The 16,236-nt window shown below is 41.5% G+C and carries 17 protein-coding genes, 1 pseudogene and 1 other annotated feature; of the genes and pseudogenes, 10 read left to right on the top strand and 8 right to left on the bottom strand.

The window, feature by feature from the left end; genetic code table 11:
• Positions 1–118: 118 nt before the first annotated feature.
• Positions 119–700, top strand: a complete 582-nt coding sequence (locus QWY22_RS10835; protein ID WP_300980894.1) for an NAD(P)H-dependent oxidoreductase — start codon at positions 119–121, stop codon at positions 698–700.
• A 118-nt stretch (positions 701–818) separates the two neighbouring features.
• Here the strand turns inward: QWY22_RS10835 and QWY22_RS10830 are convergent, their stop codons facing one another.
• The 4 genes from QWY22_RS10830 to QWY22_RS10815 are packed head-to-tail and all read right to left on the bottom strand — an operon-like array spanning position 819 to position 2,960.
• The gene (locus QWY22_RS10830; protein WP_300980893.1) at positions 819–1,277 is read right to left on the bottom strand and encodes a hypothetical protein; all 459 of its coding nucleotides are present in this window, start codon (positions 1,275–1,277) and stop codon (positions 819–821) included.
• A 47-nt stretch (positions 1,278–1,324) separates the two neighbouring features.
• Positions 1,325–1,951: an FMN-binding negative transcriptional regulator gene (locus QWY22_RS10825; protein WP_300980892.1), complete on the bottom strand. Its 627-nt coding sequence runs from the start codon at positions 1,949–1,951 to the stop codon at positions 1,325–1,327.
• A gap of 23 nt (positions 1,952–1,974) precedes the next feature.
• Positions 1,975–2,487, bottom strand: a complete 513-nt coding sequence (gene paiA / locus QWY22_RS10820) for a spermidine/spermine N(1)-acetyltransferase (protein ID WP_053168094.1) — start codon at positions 2,485–2,487, stop codon at positions 1,975–1,977.
• A gap of 20 nt (positions 2,488–2,507) precedes the next feature.
• Positions 2,508–2,960, bottom strand: a complete 453-nt coding sequence (locus tag QWY22_RS10815; protein ID WP_300980891.1) for a MarR family winged helix-turn-helix transcriptional regulator — start codon at positions 2,958–2,960, stop codon at positions 2,508–2,510.
• 129 nt (positions 2,961–3,089) lie between these two features.
• Between QWY22_RS10815 and QWY22_RS10810 the strand changes: the two genes are divergently transcribed.
• The 6 genes and pseudogenes from QWY22_RS10810 to QWY22_RS10785 all read left to right on the top strand — a co-directional run bounded on the left by QWY22_RS10810 (position 3,090) and on the right by QWY22_RS10785 (position 10,241).
• Positions 3,090–3,539, top strand: coding sequence for a GNAT family N-acetyltransferase (locus QWY22_RS10810; RefSeq protein WP_300980890.1), 450 nt, complete (start codon positions 3,090–3,092; stop codon positions 3,537–3,539).
• Positions 3,536–4,156 carry a YczE/YyaS/YitT family protein gene (locus QWY22_RS10805; protein WP_300980889.1) on the top strand — a complete coding sequence of 207 codons (621 nt, stop codon included), beginning with the start codon at positions 3,536–3,538 and terminating at the stop codon, positions 4,154–4,156. The genes QWY22_RS10810 and QWY22_RS10805 overlap by 4 nt, the downstream gene beginning before the upstream one ends.
• A gap of 62 nt (positions 4,157–4,218) precedes the next feature.
• Positions 4,219–4,480 (top strand) — a binding site (T-box leader).
• Between the two features lie 51 nt (positions 4,481–4,531).
• Positions 4,532–6,167: pseudogene (metG, locus tag QWY22_RS10800) on the top strand (methionine--tRNA ligase).
• 253 nt (positions 6,168–6,420) lie between these two features.
• Positions 6,421–7,179: an ABC transporter ATP-binding protein gene (locus QWY22_RS10795; RefSeq protein ID WP_300980888.1), complete on the top strand. Its 759-nt coding sequence runs from the start codon at positions 6,421–6,423 to the stop codon at positions 7,177–7,179.
• Positions 7,176–9,662 carry an FtsX-like permease family protein gene (locus QWY22_RS10790; RefSeq protein ID WP_300980887.1) on the top strand — a complete coding sequence of 829 codons (2,487 nt, stop codon included), beginning with the start codon at positions 7,176–7,178 and terminating at the stop codon, positions 9,660–9,662. The genes QWY22_RS10795 and QWY22_RS10790 overlap by 4 nt, the downstream gene beginning before the upstream one ends.
• Positions 9,663–10,016: 354 nt before the next feature.
• Positions 10,017–10,241 carry a hypothetical protein gene (locus tag QWY22_RS10785; RefSeq protein WP_036803425.1) on the top strand — a complete coding sequence of 75 codons (225 nt, stop codon included), beginning with the start codon at positions 10,017–10,019 and terminating at the stop codon, positions 10,239–10,241.
• An 84-nt stretch (positions 10,242–10,325) separates the two neighbouring features.
• On the opposite strand, the gene QWY22_RS10780 is transcribed toward QWY22_RS10785, so the two are convergent.
• Positions 10,326–10,967 (bottom strand): alpha/beta hydrolase, encoded by a 642-nt coding sequence (locus QWY22_RS10780; RefSeq protein WP_300980886.1) that lies wholly within the window; start codon positions 10,965–10,967, stop codon positions 10,326–10,328.
• 222 nt (positions 10,968–11,189) lie between these two features.
• On the opposite strand from QWY22_RS10780, the gene QWY22_RS10775 reads away from it, so the two are divergent.
• Positions 11,190–12,065, top strand: coding sequence for a gluzincin family metallopeptidase (locus QWY22_RS10775; RefSeq protein WP_300980884.1), 876 nt, complete (start codon positions 11,190–11,192; stop codon positions 12,063–12,065).
• 199 nt (positions 12,066–12,264) lie between these two features.
• Here the strand turns inward: QWY22_RS10775 and QWY22_RS10770 are convergent, their stop codons facing one another.
• The gene (locus QWY22_RS10770) at positions 12,265–12,810 is read right to left on the bottom strand and encodes a hypothetical protein (protein ID WP_300980883.1); all 546 of its coding nucleotides are present in this window, start codon (positions 12,808–12,810) and stop codon (positions 12,265–12,267) included.
• A gap of 227 nt (positions 12,811–13,037) precedes the next feature.
• Positions 13,038–13,757, bottom strand: coding sequence for a cytochrome c biogenesis CcdA family protein (locus QWY22_RS10765; protein ID WP_300980882.1), 720 nt, complete (start codon positions 13,755–13,757; stop codon positions 13,038–13,040).
• Between the two features lie 140 nt (positions 13,758–13,897).
• Between QWY22_RS10765 and QWY22_RS10760 the strand changes: the two genes are divergently transcribed.
• Positions 13,898–14,641: a MerR family transcriptional regulator gene (locus QWY22_RS10760; RefSeq protein WP_300980881.1), complete on the top strand. Its 744-nt coding sequence runs from the start codon at positions 13,898–13,900 to the stop codon at positions 14,639–14,641.
• A gap of 33 nt (positions 14,642–14,674) precedes the next feature.
• On the opposite strand, the gene QWY22_RS10755 is transcribed toward QWY22_RS10760, so the two are convergent.
• Complete coding sequence (locus tag QWY22_RS10755) at positions 14,675–15,373, bottom strand: CPBP family intramembrane glutamic endopeptidase (RefSeq protein ID WP_300980880.1); 699 nt, start codon at positions 15,371–15,373, stop codon at positions 14,675–14,677.
• A 248-nt stretch (positions 15,374–15,621) separates the two neighbouring features.
• Between QWY22_RS10755 and QWY22_RS10750 the strand changes: the two genes are divergently transcribed.
• Entirely contained in the window at positions 15,622–16,212 is a 591-nt protein-coding gene (locus tag QWY22_RS10750; protein ID WP_300980879.1) for a class I SAM-dependent methyltransferase, read from the top strand.
• Positions 16,213–16,236 lie beyond the last annotated feature (24 nt).

Genomic DNA, 16,236 nt, shown 5'->3' with positions numbered 1-16,236 from the left:
CCCATTTACCAACAACGTATTGAAATTGTTTTTTTGTTCGAAGCAGTGGTCTATGGTTAGAAGGTTTAGAACTGTCCAGAACGGTCATATGAGGAGTAAAAGAAAGGAATGAGGAAGTATGGAAAAAAGAATTCTATGCATTGTCGCAAACCCGGACACCCGGGCCGATTCTTTCAGTTCGTCCGTTTCCAGAGCATTCTTGGATGAGCTGCGCGCCAGCCAGTCAGATTACGAAGTCAAGGAAGTGGATATATTTGAAACAGAGCTGCCGGCTTTGGATTTCAATTCAGAAAACAGAGTGAAAGAGGCAGAAGGGAAAACGAAGGAATACGGTCTTTTGCTTGAACAAATAGCGGATGCAGAAGCTGTGGTCTTCATTACACAAACGATTGGGTTCGGGATTCCAGGCCACTTAAAGTCATGGATCGAAGTATTGGTGGCAACAAGAAACACGCAGAAACTGGCAAATAAAAAAGGCTTCCACTTGCAGATAGAAGACGACACGCTCGTTCCGGTCTTCCAGTTGAAAGAACATGATTTTTTACGGAATTTTCTAAAGGAATGTTCCATGGATATGTTGGAAACCTGTGCACTAAGGCATTTTCACCAGGAAAGGAGCGAACCCGACAACTTCCTGATGGAATTGATACAGGATGCAAGAGAAGCGGCCCGGGACTTTTCAGGGTTTCTTAAACGGTAAAAAGAACTTTATTTTGAAAAAGCCAACCATTTTTAATGCGGAAGGATAACATCTTTCTAGTCTAAGGTATAAAATCCTGTAAGTCCTTCGTAAAGAGCTTACAGGATTTTAAATTTCACTAATTATCATCTGTTTTATCTAAAGGATTTAAAACCCAGGGGAGATCCACTTCAAACTCCAGCTGAAGAACCGGCGCTGGAAAATCTTCAGGAACAAACATTAACTTCCTGGAGAAACCGATGGTGAAATTGTCGAGTTTCAGCGTGTTGGATTCTTTCCAGTCAGAGGAAGTAATCAGTTTGCCTTCTATAACTTCTCCTGTGAAATGGTAAAAACCCAAGTACGTATGAAGCCCTTCTTCGTTGGATGGGAATTCTGAGAGTTCTGCAGGCATCTTCGGGTCGATTCCGAGTGCAGCAAGCAAAGTAATGAACCTAGCACTCATCGTGCCAGTGGAAGCTGTGAAATTGCTGCAGTATGCACAATTGCATACGTCTACGCCTTTAGCATAGAATTCCTGAGTTTGATCGGAATCTAACTCCAATAACCAATTAGCGATTTTTAACTGAGATTTCATGTATAGCGTTCTCCTTACCACTTTTAAAAGAAGGGTTCGATAGGAAGTTAACTCTTTGGCGCGGGTGTTTTCTTCTCCATTACCTCTGCCAGCCGATGGGAATTCGGATCTTTTTCTTCGTGAAGTTTCGCAACAATATTTTCATAATCCTGTGCATTGCGGTTCTGGCTTAATTTGTTTGCTGCCTGGATCTCTTTAACCTTGATTTTAAATCCGACAATGCCTTTCACTTCTTTTTCCAATAAAGCAGGAGACAGCTTGTCCCATAAGACCGGGTTCTCCCGGTGCTCTTCGTATTTCAATAATAGTTTCGTCAAGTCCTGTTTCAATTCTTCCTCGCTTAATAGCTGGGCCGCTCCGTAAATATGGACCGATTGGTAGTTCCACGTCGGAACGTTTTCGTGCTCGTACCAGGAAGAGGAGATGTAGGCATGCGGGCCTTGGAGCATGACCAGAACCTCATCATTCGCTTCAAATGTGCGCCACTGTGGATTGCCGTACGCCATATGGCCAGTTATAAAGGTATCTTCATCTTCTTTGACCAACTGCAAAGGGAGGTGGGTGGCAATAGGCCTTCCTTTTCGAGTAGTGACCAGTGTCCCAAAGGAGTTTTGCTGGACAAATTCCCGGATTTCTTCAAAATCGCTGACTTTAAACTGTTTTGGAATGAACATGATGGACCGCCTTTCAGAAGCTGTTATTGGAGTGATTTTGTCATGATCAAGTCAATTTGTTCGTCGTCGCCCATAAAGAACGAATGGGCGCCAGTTTGCACAAATCCTTTTTTCTGATAAAACGCAATTGCGTTGTCATTTTCTTCCCATACCCCAAGCCAGACCTTCGACTTGTTCAGCTCCAAAGCCATTTCCATCGCTTTGTTCAGCAGCTGTTTTCCGAGACCATGTTTCTGAAAAGCTTTTTTTACATAAATCCGTTCCACTTCCAGCGAATCGTCGCCCATTTCTTCCGACTGGGCATCCCCGGTATTGATTTTCAAATAACCCGCGACTTGCTGGCCGTATAGAACAAAGTAAAAGTGGGAAGACGGGTTGGCTAATTCACGTTTCAATAGCTCTAGATTATAAGCCCGTTCCAAATAGGCATTCAAATGTTCCGGTGAATTTTGTTCCTGGAAGGTTTCCGTAAATGTTTCTTTGCTGACCGCTTGGAGTTCGACTACGTCATCCAAGGTGCACTTCTTTATTGTCATCTAAATTTTCGCTCCTTTGCTTAATAATCCCGCTTGTTTCCTTTTTTCACAAAATCCCAATCCGTTTCGATGTTCTTCCGGATCCGCTGCAGCAATTCAAAAGCCATTTCTTCTTCCAGCTCAGAAAAACCGTCCAATGCCACTTTATTGGAGTGATCGTTTTCCCGTTTGATAAACGGATAGACAGCGTTGCATTTGTCTGTCGGAAACAGCTTTTTAATTTTCTTATTGCGCGGATCGTCTTTTTTCTCAATAAACCCGTTTGCCTCCATCTTCTGAATCGCTCGTGTAGCGGTGGAGCGGTCGACTTTGATCAAGTCGATTAATTGTTCCTGGATAATTCCAGGGTTCTCGCAGATCCGCACCAAATACAAATACTGGCCTTTGGTCAAATCGAATTCCTTGAATTCGATATTGCTGATGGAATCCAGGGCCCGGGCAATCATGCCGATTTCGCGCAGAATTTCTTTCATAAGGAACTCCTTCAAAAAAAGTTTTTGTTGCATTTGCAATAAAATATCGTATATATTGAATGTACTGCAAATGGACCGCCAGCGCAACAGGAAAATGAAATTCTTATTAAACCATTAGGGGTGAAGGGTATGGAAACCAAACTTATATCGAATGAACAAGACTTAAAGAAAGCCTTCATGATTCGGGAACAAGTCTTTGTTAACGAACAGGGGGTGGCGATAGAAGATGAATTTGATGAGTTTGACACACTCAACAGTCCATGCAAGCACATACTGGTATTTCATGAGGGGCAAGCTGTCGGGACGGGGAGAATCCGATTCCTGGCGCAAACAGGGAAACTGGAACGAATTTGCATTTTGGAACCGTACCGAAAACTGGGAATCGGTAAAATCATCATCGGGTCTTTGGAGGGAATTGCTGAAAGCCAAGGCGCAGCGCAAGTGAAATTGCACGGACAGACGCAGGCAGAAGGCTTCTATAAAAAACTAGGCTATGAGAGCCGCACGGCTGTCTTTATGGAAGACGGAATCCCTCATATTGTCATGACGAAAGATTTGTCTCAAGGAAAACGAGCATGAAGAAGCCATACGCAAGATTTGCATTTTTTCTGCTGGGGATCATGGGACTGGCCCTTGGCATTTCCTTAACTATTTTATCCGGCTTAGGGACGTCGCCATTTGATGCCGTTTTGGTGGGTTTGTCTATTAAGGTGGGGCTAACCGTTGGGAGTTGGGAAGTCTTGCTGGCTGTCCTCATGATCGGCTGCAATTCTTTACTGACCAGGCAACGGCCGGAATTGTTGGGACTGGTCACAGCAGTCATCACAGGAATTGGAATCGATCTATGGCTTTTTCTCTTGGGCAGCTTAATCATTCCGGATATGTGGGTGGGCAAGGCCGTCTGTTTTTCCATTGGGCTGATTCTGATCGGAGCGGGGACCGCCACTTATCTTCTTACAAATTTCGCCCCCATTCCGATAGACCGGTTGACCTTAATCATTAAGGACTTAATGCGAACCGACCTCTTTGTTTCACGGACGCTGATCTATCTTGGCTTCTTGATTGTGGCTTTTCTCGTAGGCGGACCGATTGGCATTGGAACGGTTTTAACGGTTTGTTTTGGAGGATTGATCCTTAATTTCTTTATGAAGCCAATCGGGAAGGCCGTGAACGCAACGCTCAATTTAGAATCATAAAATAAAACTTCAAGCTCATCTTGTAAAAAATGGCATCTGCAGATATACTAATCAAAATAAATAATTTAGCGTTGATGAGAAGAGTAGATTGACTGCGTTTTTTCCAGAGAGCTTCGGCAGCTGAAAAGAAGCAAAAATGCGCATTCGAAAATGGCCTCGGAGCTTCGCGTTGAACCTTCCATTTGGAATCAGTAGAATGCGACAAGAGTTGGCACTTGTTATCAAAGCCGCAGTATAGGAGCAGAAGCTTTGTACTGGCTGAGGCTGTTGATGCGAGTTGGCAGCAAATTAAAGTGGAACCGCGAGTGAAACCTCGCCTTTATTCGATTCGGATAAAGGCGGGGTTTTTTATTTTTTAAAAGAGGAGTGGAGAAGATGAGCGTATTTATTGGAGGAGCCTGGCCATATGCCAACGGCTCTTTGCATTTGGGTCATATCGCTGCATTGCTGCCGGGGGACATTTTGGCACGGTATTACCGGTTAAAAGGCGAGCGGGTTTTGTATGTTTCAGGGAGTGACTGCAACGGAACTCCGATTTCAATCAGGGCCAATCAGGAAGGGAAAACAATCACAGAAATCGCTGATCACTACCACGAGGAGTTTACGGCCAGTTTCTCAAGGCTCGGCTTCACCTATGATTTGTATACAAGGACAGATGGTGCGTTTCATCATCAAACGGTTCAACGGATTTTTTTTGGACTTGATGGAAAACGGCCATATTTACAAGAAAGAAACCGACCAGATGTACTGTGAAACCGATCAGTGTTTTTTGCCTGACCGGTATGTAGAAGGGATTTGTCCTGTCTGTGCCCATCCGTCCCGCGGCGACCAATGCGACAATTGCTCGACCATTTTGGATCCGCTGGATTTGCTGGAGCCGAAATGCAAGCTTTGTGGAAACGCGCCGACGGTGAAAAAAACGGAACAATTTTATTTCGCATTAAGTGCTTTTCAGGGAGAACTTGAGGCCTATGTTAAAGAAGCAAAGGAGAGGGGTGCTTGGCGCGAAAACGCCATCCATTTGTCTGAACGTTACTTAAAAGAAGGGCTCTTGGACCGGGCAGTGTCCAGGGACTTGCCAAACGGCGTCCCGTTGCCGGTAAAAGGCTATGAAGACAAAAAGGTGTATGTCTGGATTGAAGCCGTTTCGGGCTATTATTCCGCAAGCCGGCAATGGGCTGCTGAAAATCAGCAGTGCGACGAAGAATTCTGGCAAGGAGATGCAATGGCTTATTATGTCCACGGCAAAGACAATATCCCGTTCCATACGATCATTTGGCCGGCGATTTTAAAAGGCATTGGCGTCCAGGGCTTGCCGACTCATATCGTCTCCAACGAATACTTGACGCTTGAAAAACGGAAGCTGTCGACAAGCAAGAATTGGGCTGTGTGGGTGCCGGATATTTTGGAAAGATACAACCCGGATTCCATCCGCTATTTCCTGGCCATCAATGCGCCTGAAAACCGCGACACGGATTTTTCCTGGCGCGAATTCATTTACAGCCACAACGGCGAACTGTTAGGCGCTTATGGAAATTTCATCAACCGAACCTTGAAATTTATCGAGAAAAGCTACGAAGGAACCGTGCCAAAAGCGGAAGTGGATCTAAGCATAAAAAGAACAATCGAAGGGCTTTACGAAAGCGTCGGCCGAAAAATCGAGGAAGGCCATTTCAAAGAAGGCATTGAAGAAGTGTTCACGTTCGTCCGCTTTGCCAATAAATACTTTGACGAAAAAGAACCGTGGAAAGAAATCAAAGAAAACCGGGCTTCGTGCGATCAAACGATTGCCACGTGCATGCTGATCATTGCGAACCTCAGCCAGCTCTTAAACCCGTTTTTGCCGTTCTCTTCGGAAAAGGTAAAAGGCATGCTGGCAATGAAAGAGTTGAACTGGGCGTTTGTAGCTTGTGAAACAAATACTGTATCAAACATCAAGCCGCTATTTGAACGCTATGATGTAAAACGAATCGAAGAAGAGGTCGAGAAGCTGGTCAGTGAAGCAAAGTGAATGGAAGCTTTTAGCAGGTTCAGAAGAAACTTATTGCTAAGTTTCTTCTTTTTTTATGGAATCAAATGATCAAAAAATGCTTTCTACATTTAAAAGAAGAAAATTTCTATATGTGTTAATGTATTTATATGGTATTGGTTCTAAATTTAGTAAAGTTCAAGAAGAATATCTTTGAAATTAGAAATAGAATTTTGGATTTTTCAAAGATCGATTAATTAAAAATTTAAACTAGCGAGTGAGGCTCATCATATTAATGAAAAATGTCATTTTGGAAGTTAAGCACCTTACAAAAATCTATACAGGAAAAGGTTTTGAAGTAGAGGCGCTAAAAGACGTTTCGTTCAATTTATATATGGGTGAATTTGTTGCAATTATGGGAACGAGCGGCTCTGGAAAAAGCACGCTGCTTAATGTGATTGGCGCATTGGATGAACCGACCAGTGGAAAAATACGTCTGAACGGTGTAGATTCGGAAGCTTTCTTTACAGAGCCTAAAGCGACAGATTACCGAAGAAAAAACATCGGCTTTATTTTTCAGGCATATAATTTGTTGAAGGACTTAACTGTTGAAGAAAATATTTCATTGCCTTTGCTCATAAAAGGCGAGTCAGAGGAAGTAATCGACAGTAAAACTAGCAACATGATCGAACGGATGGGTTTAACAAAGTGGAAGACGCATCGTCCTGTCCAATTATCCGGAGGGCAGCAACAGCGGGTGGCCATCGGTCGCGCTCTTATAGGTGATCCACCGATTTTGTTGGCGGACGAATTGACAGGGAACTTAGACGCCAATACTTCTGAAGAAATTCTGGATGTGTTGACTTCTGTGAAAAAAGAACCCTATCAATGCATACTTGTAGTTACACACGATCCAAAAGTCGCCAGCTATGCAGATCGCGTGCTATTTTTTCATGATGGCAAAATTGTCAACGAGTATGAGTGTACTGGGAATCAGAATCTTGAACACATCATGAAAATTTCCAAAGGGATCATCACAGGTTCAATCGTATGAAATCACTTAATCAGTTGGCGTATCGCTTATTCAGAGAAAACAAGTTTTTAGTGTTCACTTCAATTATGAGCATTGCCATCGCTGTTTCTCTTGTAATAACAATGTCTCTTTTTGCTGTAAATGCGAAGCAGACACTGGAGAATGACCTCCGGGAAATGTATGGCGATTTAGATATTGCCCTTGTGTTCAGCGATGACAATCTAGTGGAGAATGAGAAGGAACTCTATCACGCTGTTTCTAACCACGCTTCGACCATAAGTGTTTCGGAGGCTTTGGTTACACAAGCATATGTAGCTCCTTTAGGTGGAGAAGTGTATGCTCTCGGGATTGAAAATGATCCGATTGCGAAAAGCAGATACAAAACAAGCGTAGATTTGAGGGAAGACTCTGTCATAATTACGGAGAATTTGGCAAAATCCTTAAAGCTTTTAAAAGGCGATCAAATCGAGATTGAACAAGATTCTTTTGAGATAGTGGAAGTCTTGAAGAATGCTCAAGGAACTGGCATTTCTCCTGATATGGTGATGTTCACCTTGGAGAGAGCAAAATTATTCAATACGGGAGAATTGCCAAAACATAAAAACGAAACAACCGCTTTAATGGTTAAAACCAAAGAAAAAAGCGACTTGATTGCAATGGCCAATGATTTTAAAAAAATTCAGCCGGGCTTGCGCGTAGATATTATTGAACAGGATGAAGCAGCAAAAAGCAATTTAGATTCCTTGAATTTGTTTATTGTCATTTTATCAATGTTAATTTTAATTGTTACTTCCATCATGGTGATTTCCAATTTCGACTTGTTTGTTTACAAGAACAAAAATCAATTTGCCATTATGCGTGCGCTAGGGGCAAAAACCACACAACTGGCTAAAGTAATTCGAATCCAAAGCATATTGATTACTGTTGCAGGTGCTCTGCTCGGAACAATGATTTCGTATCTTGCAAATCAATTCCTGCAGCCTAATTTCGGCCAATGGTTTTCCATCTCACTTTCCCAAGAACCATTTGCCTGGGAAGTGGCGGTTCCCGTTCTAGTAGCCTCGAGTATGGTGATTCAACTGTTTCTTTATATTCCGGTTCTCAAATCATCTAAGATTTTGCCCTTGGCGATTTTACAAGAAAATGAAGAACTTGATTTCAAAAATGAGAACACCCGGAAAGTTGCTATGAAAATTTTATGGATTATTTCTATTGTTTCTCTACTGTTTGGCACCATACTCGTAGTAAATGATGCAGCCAGGACACTGCTTATCCTACTTAGCGCGTTTCTTTTGTTAGCTGGTCTTTTTATGGCAATGCCCATATGGCTTACTCGCTCCTTGAACTTTCTGATGCCCGTATTTCGGAGAGTATTTTCTAGTAACTTTGTGATTGCTATCCAGAACTTAAAACCGCAAGTCAAAAAGAACAGCTTTGTCATTCTTTCAATAAGTGTGGTCATGATCATAGCTGTGTTCGGATCCGTTCTGCTAAATACCATTAGGGATAATAATATAGAGTATATCAACGAGCAATTTCCTACTTCTGTAGTTATCAAAAGCCGGATACAGCAATCCGAGATCAACCCGTCAGAGTTGATTAAAGAAGTACGTAAACGAATGCCGGGTGTGAAAGTGGCTACTGTAAGCACCTATGGTGGAGCGGAATTATTAGGTAACGGCGGGTCTGTCTCATTTGACTATACATTGGTTGATTTAGAAGCACTTCATGATGTCGGTGTATTAGCAGAAGCAGCTGGAAAAGACTTAGCGAAAAAAGCTATAGTTTCGCCAGAATTTGCAAAGAGGCATGGGTTATCTGTGGGAGATTCACTGGAAATCGGGATCTATTCAGAAGAAATGCAGCAAGCTGAATATGTAACGACAATGGCAGTAAGCGCAATTTCTGAAGCAGTGCCTACAGGAGAAGTTCTTTTCGACTGGCAGGCGAAGGCTTTAAATATCTCTTCAACTAATTTCCAAAAAGCATATGTAAAATCAACAGATGAATCAGCGGCTTTGAATTCGCTTGAAACTTTAAAAAATATGTATCCAGAAGTCACGGTCAATACTCATGGCGTCTCTATTAAAGAAGCATCTCATATGTTTTTACAGCATTGGGCTATTTTCATTATTGTATTAATTGTGCTTGTTGTTTCTGTAATCGCGGGCGTCTTTAACACTCTTTTAAACAATATACTGGTTAAACGTAAAGAGTTTGCGGTTCTTAGAACAATTGGAGTAAAGCCCTGGGGTGTCGTAAAGATAGTCGTCACCCAGATATCCTTTTACCTTGTCTCTGGACTTATGTTCGGGCTTGTTTGCGGAGTGTTATTTTCTTTGACTGTTTCTCTTGTCGATCCAGGCAGTCCGACAATTGATTATTTATTGATTTTAGGAGTTGCAGGAGCTATGTGGTTTATCAGTTTGGTAATATTTATTCCAGTCGGATGGAAGATAGGCAATAAAAAGATCAGTCTTGAAATTTTAAGCGACAACAAATAATTTCATTCCCACTTTGCTTCCGCCTATTTTTCTGTTTGTAGCATCGATCACGTTATTTAAGACAAGAAGAAATAGTGAGTTGCAATTAAATGAATAATGACTGAAGAACCCGATAGAATTGCTACCTGTTTACACCATTAATTGCTAAATAGAAAAGAAGCGCTTCTATTTAGAAAGTGCGCGGCAGTTACTTGTCGCTGTCTCTTCATTTGCAGAGCAGCAAAGCTTTTATCCCTCATTTGAATAAAATGCTTCTGTCATTAATTTGACTATTCAAACATTATTAAGGCGAGTATAATGATTGAAAAGAACCCGTTAATTATTGTATGTAATTAAAAATGGGAGTTGGGACAAATGAAAATACTGGTCATCATCTTTGCAACGATTGTACTCGCATTTTCCGCTTACGGTTTGCTCACAGGAAACACTGCAGGGATTTTGCCTTTTATGTTGCTGGGGCTCGTCATAATGTTCGTAGCGGCCGGAATTTCTGAATTCGGAAAGCGAAAAGTAGATGGATTAATCAACTTTGTCCTTGCTGCATCTATTCTAATAGCAGCTATTTATGCATTTCAATGAAACTGGAAAAGGTAGTCTTAAAATACAACGAAATGAAAAGGATAGCATCCGCTATCCTTTTTTTGTGGCTTATAATTGATTCAATTAAAACTGATTGATCTCTTCCATGATCGTTTTCAACGCATCAATCGATTTGAAAGGATCGCCTTTATATTCCATGCTGTGGTCCACATTGGGAATGAGCCGGGAAACCAGATGCGGGTTTTCCGCCAATAATTTGTATCGTTCCTCTGAATAGCAATAATCGTTGTCGCCGATGAAAGATAATCCTTTATTGGTGCTCCGGACCATTTTATCCAATACATCATCCCGGTGGATTAATGGCGTCAGCCAAACCACTTTAGCATCTTTAAAAGCAGCTCTTTCCAGTTCGGTGCACAACGCAATCGTTCCCAGTGATTTTGCAACCAAATAAAATTCCTTATAAACCCCATTCTTCAACACTTCATCGATTACAATTTGCACATCCACTTTGATTGCCGTACTCAGTTCATCCATATCAAAGCTGTCATAATCCGCATCGTTGTATCGGTAGTTCACATTCAAGACATCAAAACCTTTTTTCAATAGGATTTCTTCTGAGTAATGGAACAAGGGTTTTTGTGTCGTATATCCAGCGCCGGGCAGGAATATAGCCAGTTTATTTGATTGTTCTTCATGTGTGATAAGTGAATATGGAATATTTAAATTTTTGTAGCCTTTGATTGTTTCTTTTTGCATGTTCATTATAGGTGCCTCCATTGTTTATACTTCATCAAATTGAATGAGGAATATTATATTTCTTTTTTAGAAATTACCATTACATGTTAATTAGTATATACCGTGTTTTTCTTTAAAAGGAACTGATTTATTGAATCATTTCGAAAATTAACTTACAGACCTTTCCAGTTTGTGATAGATTAAATTTATATCATAAGGAATTCATCAACCTCGCATTAAGGAGTGCCCATGAAACCCAAATATAAAATTATCCTATTAATTTCTTCCATATTTATTATTTTAGTTTGCGTGCTATTATTTAGCGGAAGTTTCTTTTTGTATAAAGTAATTTCAGCTGCCCAGGGAACGGAGATGTCATACTTTCAAACAATGTCTGCGCTGGCTACAAAGAACGCCGATGGAGTTGTCGAACGGAAGCTGCAAGAATCTTCTCTTCTGGAAGAACATCGGCATGTTTCCATATACTACTCTGAAAATTTCAGTGAATTTGTGCCTTCAACAATTGAAACACTCGATCTAGCCATTGCAAAAAACGAAGAGATTTTTGGTCGGTTTGATGAAGTGCCAGTTGATTTAATGGTATTTGATGATAAGGAACAGTTTATGGATTTTTCGGGGTTGACTGATGTGGACGGTGCATATTCTGATTTCGATAAAGTCCTGGCTATTCATTATTCGGATGAGAGTGACAAATCAGCCTCACACGAATTTCAAAAATTGCTCCTGCACGAATACAATCACTATGCGTTTAACCGAAAGTCGCCAGATCAAGCTGCATATCCGATGTGGTTTATAGAAGGAGTAGCTGAATATGCAGCTGTTGATCCGGATGATGTCTATTTTCCGAATTTCGAGAGCATCCCTTTTTCAGATTTGAATAGTCCGGAGCAGTGGCAAGCGGCTAGGGAAGTGCCAACAGCTGATGCTTATCTGCAAAGCTATTACGCAATAGATTTTTTGACTAGCAAATTCGGACAAGGCGTTATCAAAGAAATTATGGAATCTGTAGTTGAAACCCGTGACTTCGAAGAAAGTTTAAAGACTGTCACTGGGTTAGAAACAAACGAACTGGATCAGGATTATCTAAATGTTTACCTGAAGTGACATAGTCTCAATATACCGGTAATTTTAGTGAACCTTGAGATGCGATTTTTTATATTCGCTTTTTTATTTTAAGCAACTTGCTAAACTAGCCTAACTAATAAAATAGGAACCTGAAAAGGCTTGGATTAAACAAGGCTTTTCAGGTTCCATTTCATTTAGACAAACGGAATCAGCAACAAAGTAGGATTGCTTTTTAGTATTAATTTTCGAGTATGTTTTTCGGATTTTCTTCAATCGTTTTAAAAATTCTTGAGAAGACTTCCTGGACATTTTCTTCGTTTACTTCGTCTTTATATAGACCATATGTCCATGTCTTTTCTTCTTGCTGAGCTGTTTTCAGGTAACCGGTGGCGTAATAATTATGATTAGGAATTTCACTGGCGTCTTTGTATTCCAAATCGGCATCGATAAAAGGGTATTCTCCAGTGTTTGACTCTAGAAAAAAGAAAGGCATATGGGCATCCGAATAGACCGGGGCATACTGGCTTTGGGCAGCCTCCGCGAGGTTTTCTTTAGTGATGAAAACTGCGTCGAATTTTCTTAACGCTTCTGCATTGAATTCATCAAACGAGATTTCCTGAAATTCTACTTGCTGCTCTTTCACTGCCGGTCCTCCACCCAAAACAGCGATGCTTAAGTTTTTTCCTTTGTAAAGTTCGAATTGCGGGTCTGTCGAACACCCCGTAACCAAGAAAAGCAACCAAACAATTGAGATGAAAGCAGCGAACTTTTTAAAGCTGTTCATGATTACACCGCCTTAAAGTTTTTATGGTCAACCATTTTCTTTTTCTTTCATTGAATAGTGGCCGCAAACAAATGTCCACCGATTCCGGCAAGCATCGTAACAATTCAGCGGATTCATTCAAAAACTCTTTCGATCAAGCAAAATACGAGAAAGGCAATAGTGAGCCCGAGCAAAGTGTCGGCTAAGACATTCAGTTTCATTAAAACAGTCTCCTTTACCATTTCGCTTTAGATAAGAAAAGACTCGATAAAACTTTGGAGATCAGCAGTCCAGATATTTAGATAATACATTTTGTCGAAGTAAATCATGATGCCTAAAAGGACAATAATAGCGCCTCCAAATCTCATCAGTCCAGCCGAGTAATTCAAGATGAATTTCGTCTTTCCGATAAAGAACGCCATGATGATAAACGGCACACAGAAGCCGAGCGAATAGGCGGTGACCACTGCAATCGTCTGAGCAGGATTTACCAGGCTTCCATACGTGATAATGGCGCCGAAGATCGGTCCGATGCAAGGCGTCCACCCGGCCGAAAAGATGAAGCCGACCACAAACGAATTCAAGTATGTAGCGGATTTCTTCTCGTAATTGAGGCGTTTTTCACGGAACATAAATTCAGGTTTGATAATACCCATTAAGAACAAGCCCATGAAAACCAGGAAAATGCCGCCAAGCATCTGGATCAGGGTCTGGTTCGTCCGGAATAAGCCGCCGATTGTGCTTAACGAAAAACCAAGTATGTAGTAGATGACAGAGAAGCCTAACGAAAAGAAAATCGAGTGAACTAAGATTTTCTTCCTGAAAGAAGCTTGTTTGTTTTCCTTTAACTCGTTTACGGAGACGCCTGTTATGTATGAAATAAAAGAAGGGTATAAAGGCAAACAACAAGGAGAGACAAATGCCAAAAATCCTCCGGCCAGCGCAATGAATATTGTAATGTTTTCCAAGTTCAACACCTCACCAATATTCTAGCACAATGACATAACTTTTATTTCCATAGTTCCCATTAAATATTACAATTAAAAGGACGACTATTTTGAATAAAAAAATTTGAAAATGCCATTATTTCTGAACGAGGAGGAGTAACATGATTTCGAAAGAACAACCGACCTATTTATCCACTGGAGAATTATCCAAGCTATTGAACATTTCTGTACGGACCATCCGCTATTACGATCAGATTGGGTTGGCCGAACCTTCCAAAAAAGAGGTAGGCGGAAAACGGTTTTATTCCAAAGATGATATCCTGAATCTGCAAAAAATCCTGTTGCTTAAATCGTTGAACCTGTCCCTGGAAGACAGCCGGCGTGTCCTTGCTGAGCAGTCCATGAAGACGATATTGCTGGCACATAAGACCCTCCTAAAAGAAGAGATTGAAAGGCTCCATGCCTCGCTGAACCATACACAATCGCTGTTAAATCTTTTGGACTTGCAAGACAGCCTGCACTGGGAGGATTTGATCTCACTGGTCGCCGGTGCTGAAAAGGAAAAAGAATGGCGCCGCTATTTTTCCAAAGAGCAGCAAACTACTTTAAAAAGACAACTGCCGAAACTGGAAAGTGATGACGCCGCGACGAAAAAGTGGATCAATTTGATCAAAAGGATTGACCTGTGCCTGAAGAAAGGAAATTCTCCTCAATCCCAAGAAGGGCAGCTAATTTCAGAAGACGCGGATCTTTTGTCTGCGGAAACTTTCAGCAGTCCTGAACTCGCGGAAGCTTTTTGGGAAGTCCGAAAATCAGCCAAGGCTTCCGAAGAGCTCGGACTGTATCCGATTGCCCCGGAAGTCCTTGGGTTTTTGGAAAGCGCAAGCAAAAAAGAGCCTATTTAAGTCCAAAGCAACCTGATACTAGGCTTAAAAAAGCTAGGCTATTGCCATAAGGATTACAGCGATACCGTTAAAAACGCCATGGATAACGATACTTGGAATGACAGAACCCGTTTTTTGGTAGACCCACGCAAAAATGAGGCCGGATACAAAATTGACAGGCAAGGTGTTATAGGTCGGAATGTGGACAATAGTGAATATAACTGAGCTGAGCAGCATACCCGACAAAATGCCGTAACGGCTTTGGAAGAACCGGTAAAGAAAGCCGCGGTAAAAAATCTCCTCGTATACCGGCGAAATGACGGCTGCGGAAACAAAGGCGATAATGAAATGGAGAACGGTCATGTCCGTTTGGAGGCTGTCGGTCTTGCTGTTGGCGGAACCAATTCCCATAAAAGACATGATCATCATCAATCCGACACTGATCAGGATTAAGATAAATGTCCACACCGCCATGAGCTTCCAATGTCCAGGCGAAAAGGGCCGGACTCCGACAGCTGCCCATGACTGGTTTTTGGGTTTTAATACGAAAAAGAAGAGTGCTGCCATAAAAATAAAGGACATGATCAAGCCGATGGATGTGCCGGCATAAAGCTCGTTTTGGAAAAGTTCCCGCAATGCATTAAATAAGCTGTATTCAATAAAAACAGGGACGAACACCAATACCAGGAACAGCAAGCTAAATAGATCCCGCCAGTGCCAATTTGTATTTCTGTCAAATGTTTCCGTTGTCAATTTAATCCCTCCAACTTTTTTGTTATCTCCAGCGTAGATGGTGACGTAAGGTAACCTGCAAGTGTTTTATTTGAAAATCAAAAAGACAAAAGAGCCATTTCATATTCAGTTGACTTTGGGTAAATTAGATGGTAAATTGATTTTAATTAAAGACTATAAGGCTCTTTAATATCTTTTTTTAGATTACAGCAAATGATTTTGTGAATGAATAACGCCGTTCTTACCAAATGGCATAGAGGAGGAAATAAATGATGGCACATCATCACAATCACGCTCATGGACAGCACCAGCACAAAGGGAAAGTATCCTACTTGGACAGCCCGAAAAGAAGAGCGGAGTTGCCTCCGGAAATGTTACTGAGCTTCATTCCAATAAATGCGGAGGCTGCTGTTTTGGATTTCGGGGCAGGGACCGGTTATTTTTCCATTCCTGCAGCCAAACGGGTGAAGGGACCGGTTTATGCGTTAGATCTGGATGACAGCATGCTCGAAATGATCCAGAAAAAAGCTCAGCAGGAAAACATCACAAATATTGTACCGATTCAAGGCCATACAAATAAAATTCCATTGGTTGACGCATCCATCGATGTTGTCATCGCTTCATTGGTACTTCACGAAATCCATCCCTTAGCGCCGACTTTAACGCAATTGAAGAACGTACTGAAAGAAGGCGGCCATTTGATTTGTGTGGAACTGGAACCTAAAGCCGGACCAGGTCAACACGCGCCCAGAATTACGTTGGCCGGCATGGAGCAAGCAATAACGGATGCAGGACTTCGGATTACGGAAAAACACTTTCCTGCTGAATCTTTGTATGTCTTGATTGCCCAAAAATCATAAAAAAATTTTGCTCAAATAAAGGAC

It is taken from the genome of Planococcus liqunii, assembly GCF_030413595.1.
Classification (GTDB): domain Bacteria; phylum Bacillota; class Bacilli; order Bacillales_A; family Planococcaceae; genus Planococcus; species Planococcus liqunii.
This window is presented reverse-complemented; position numbering and strand designations above follow the sequence as displayed.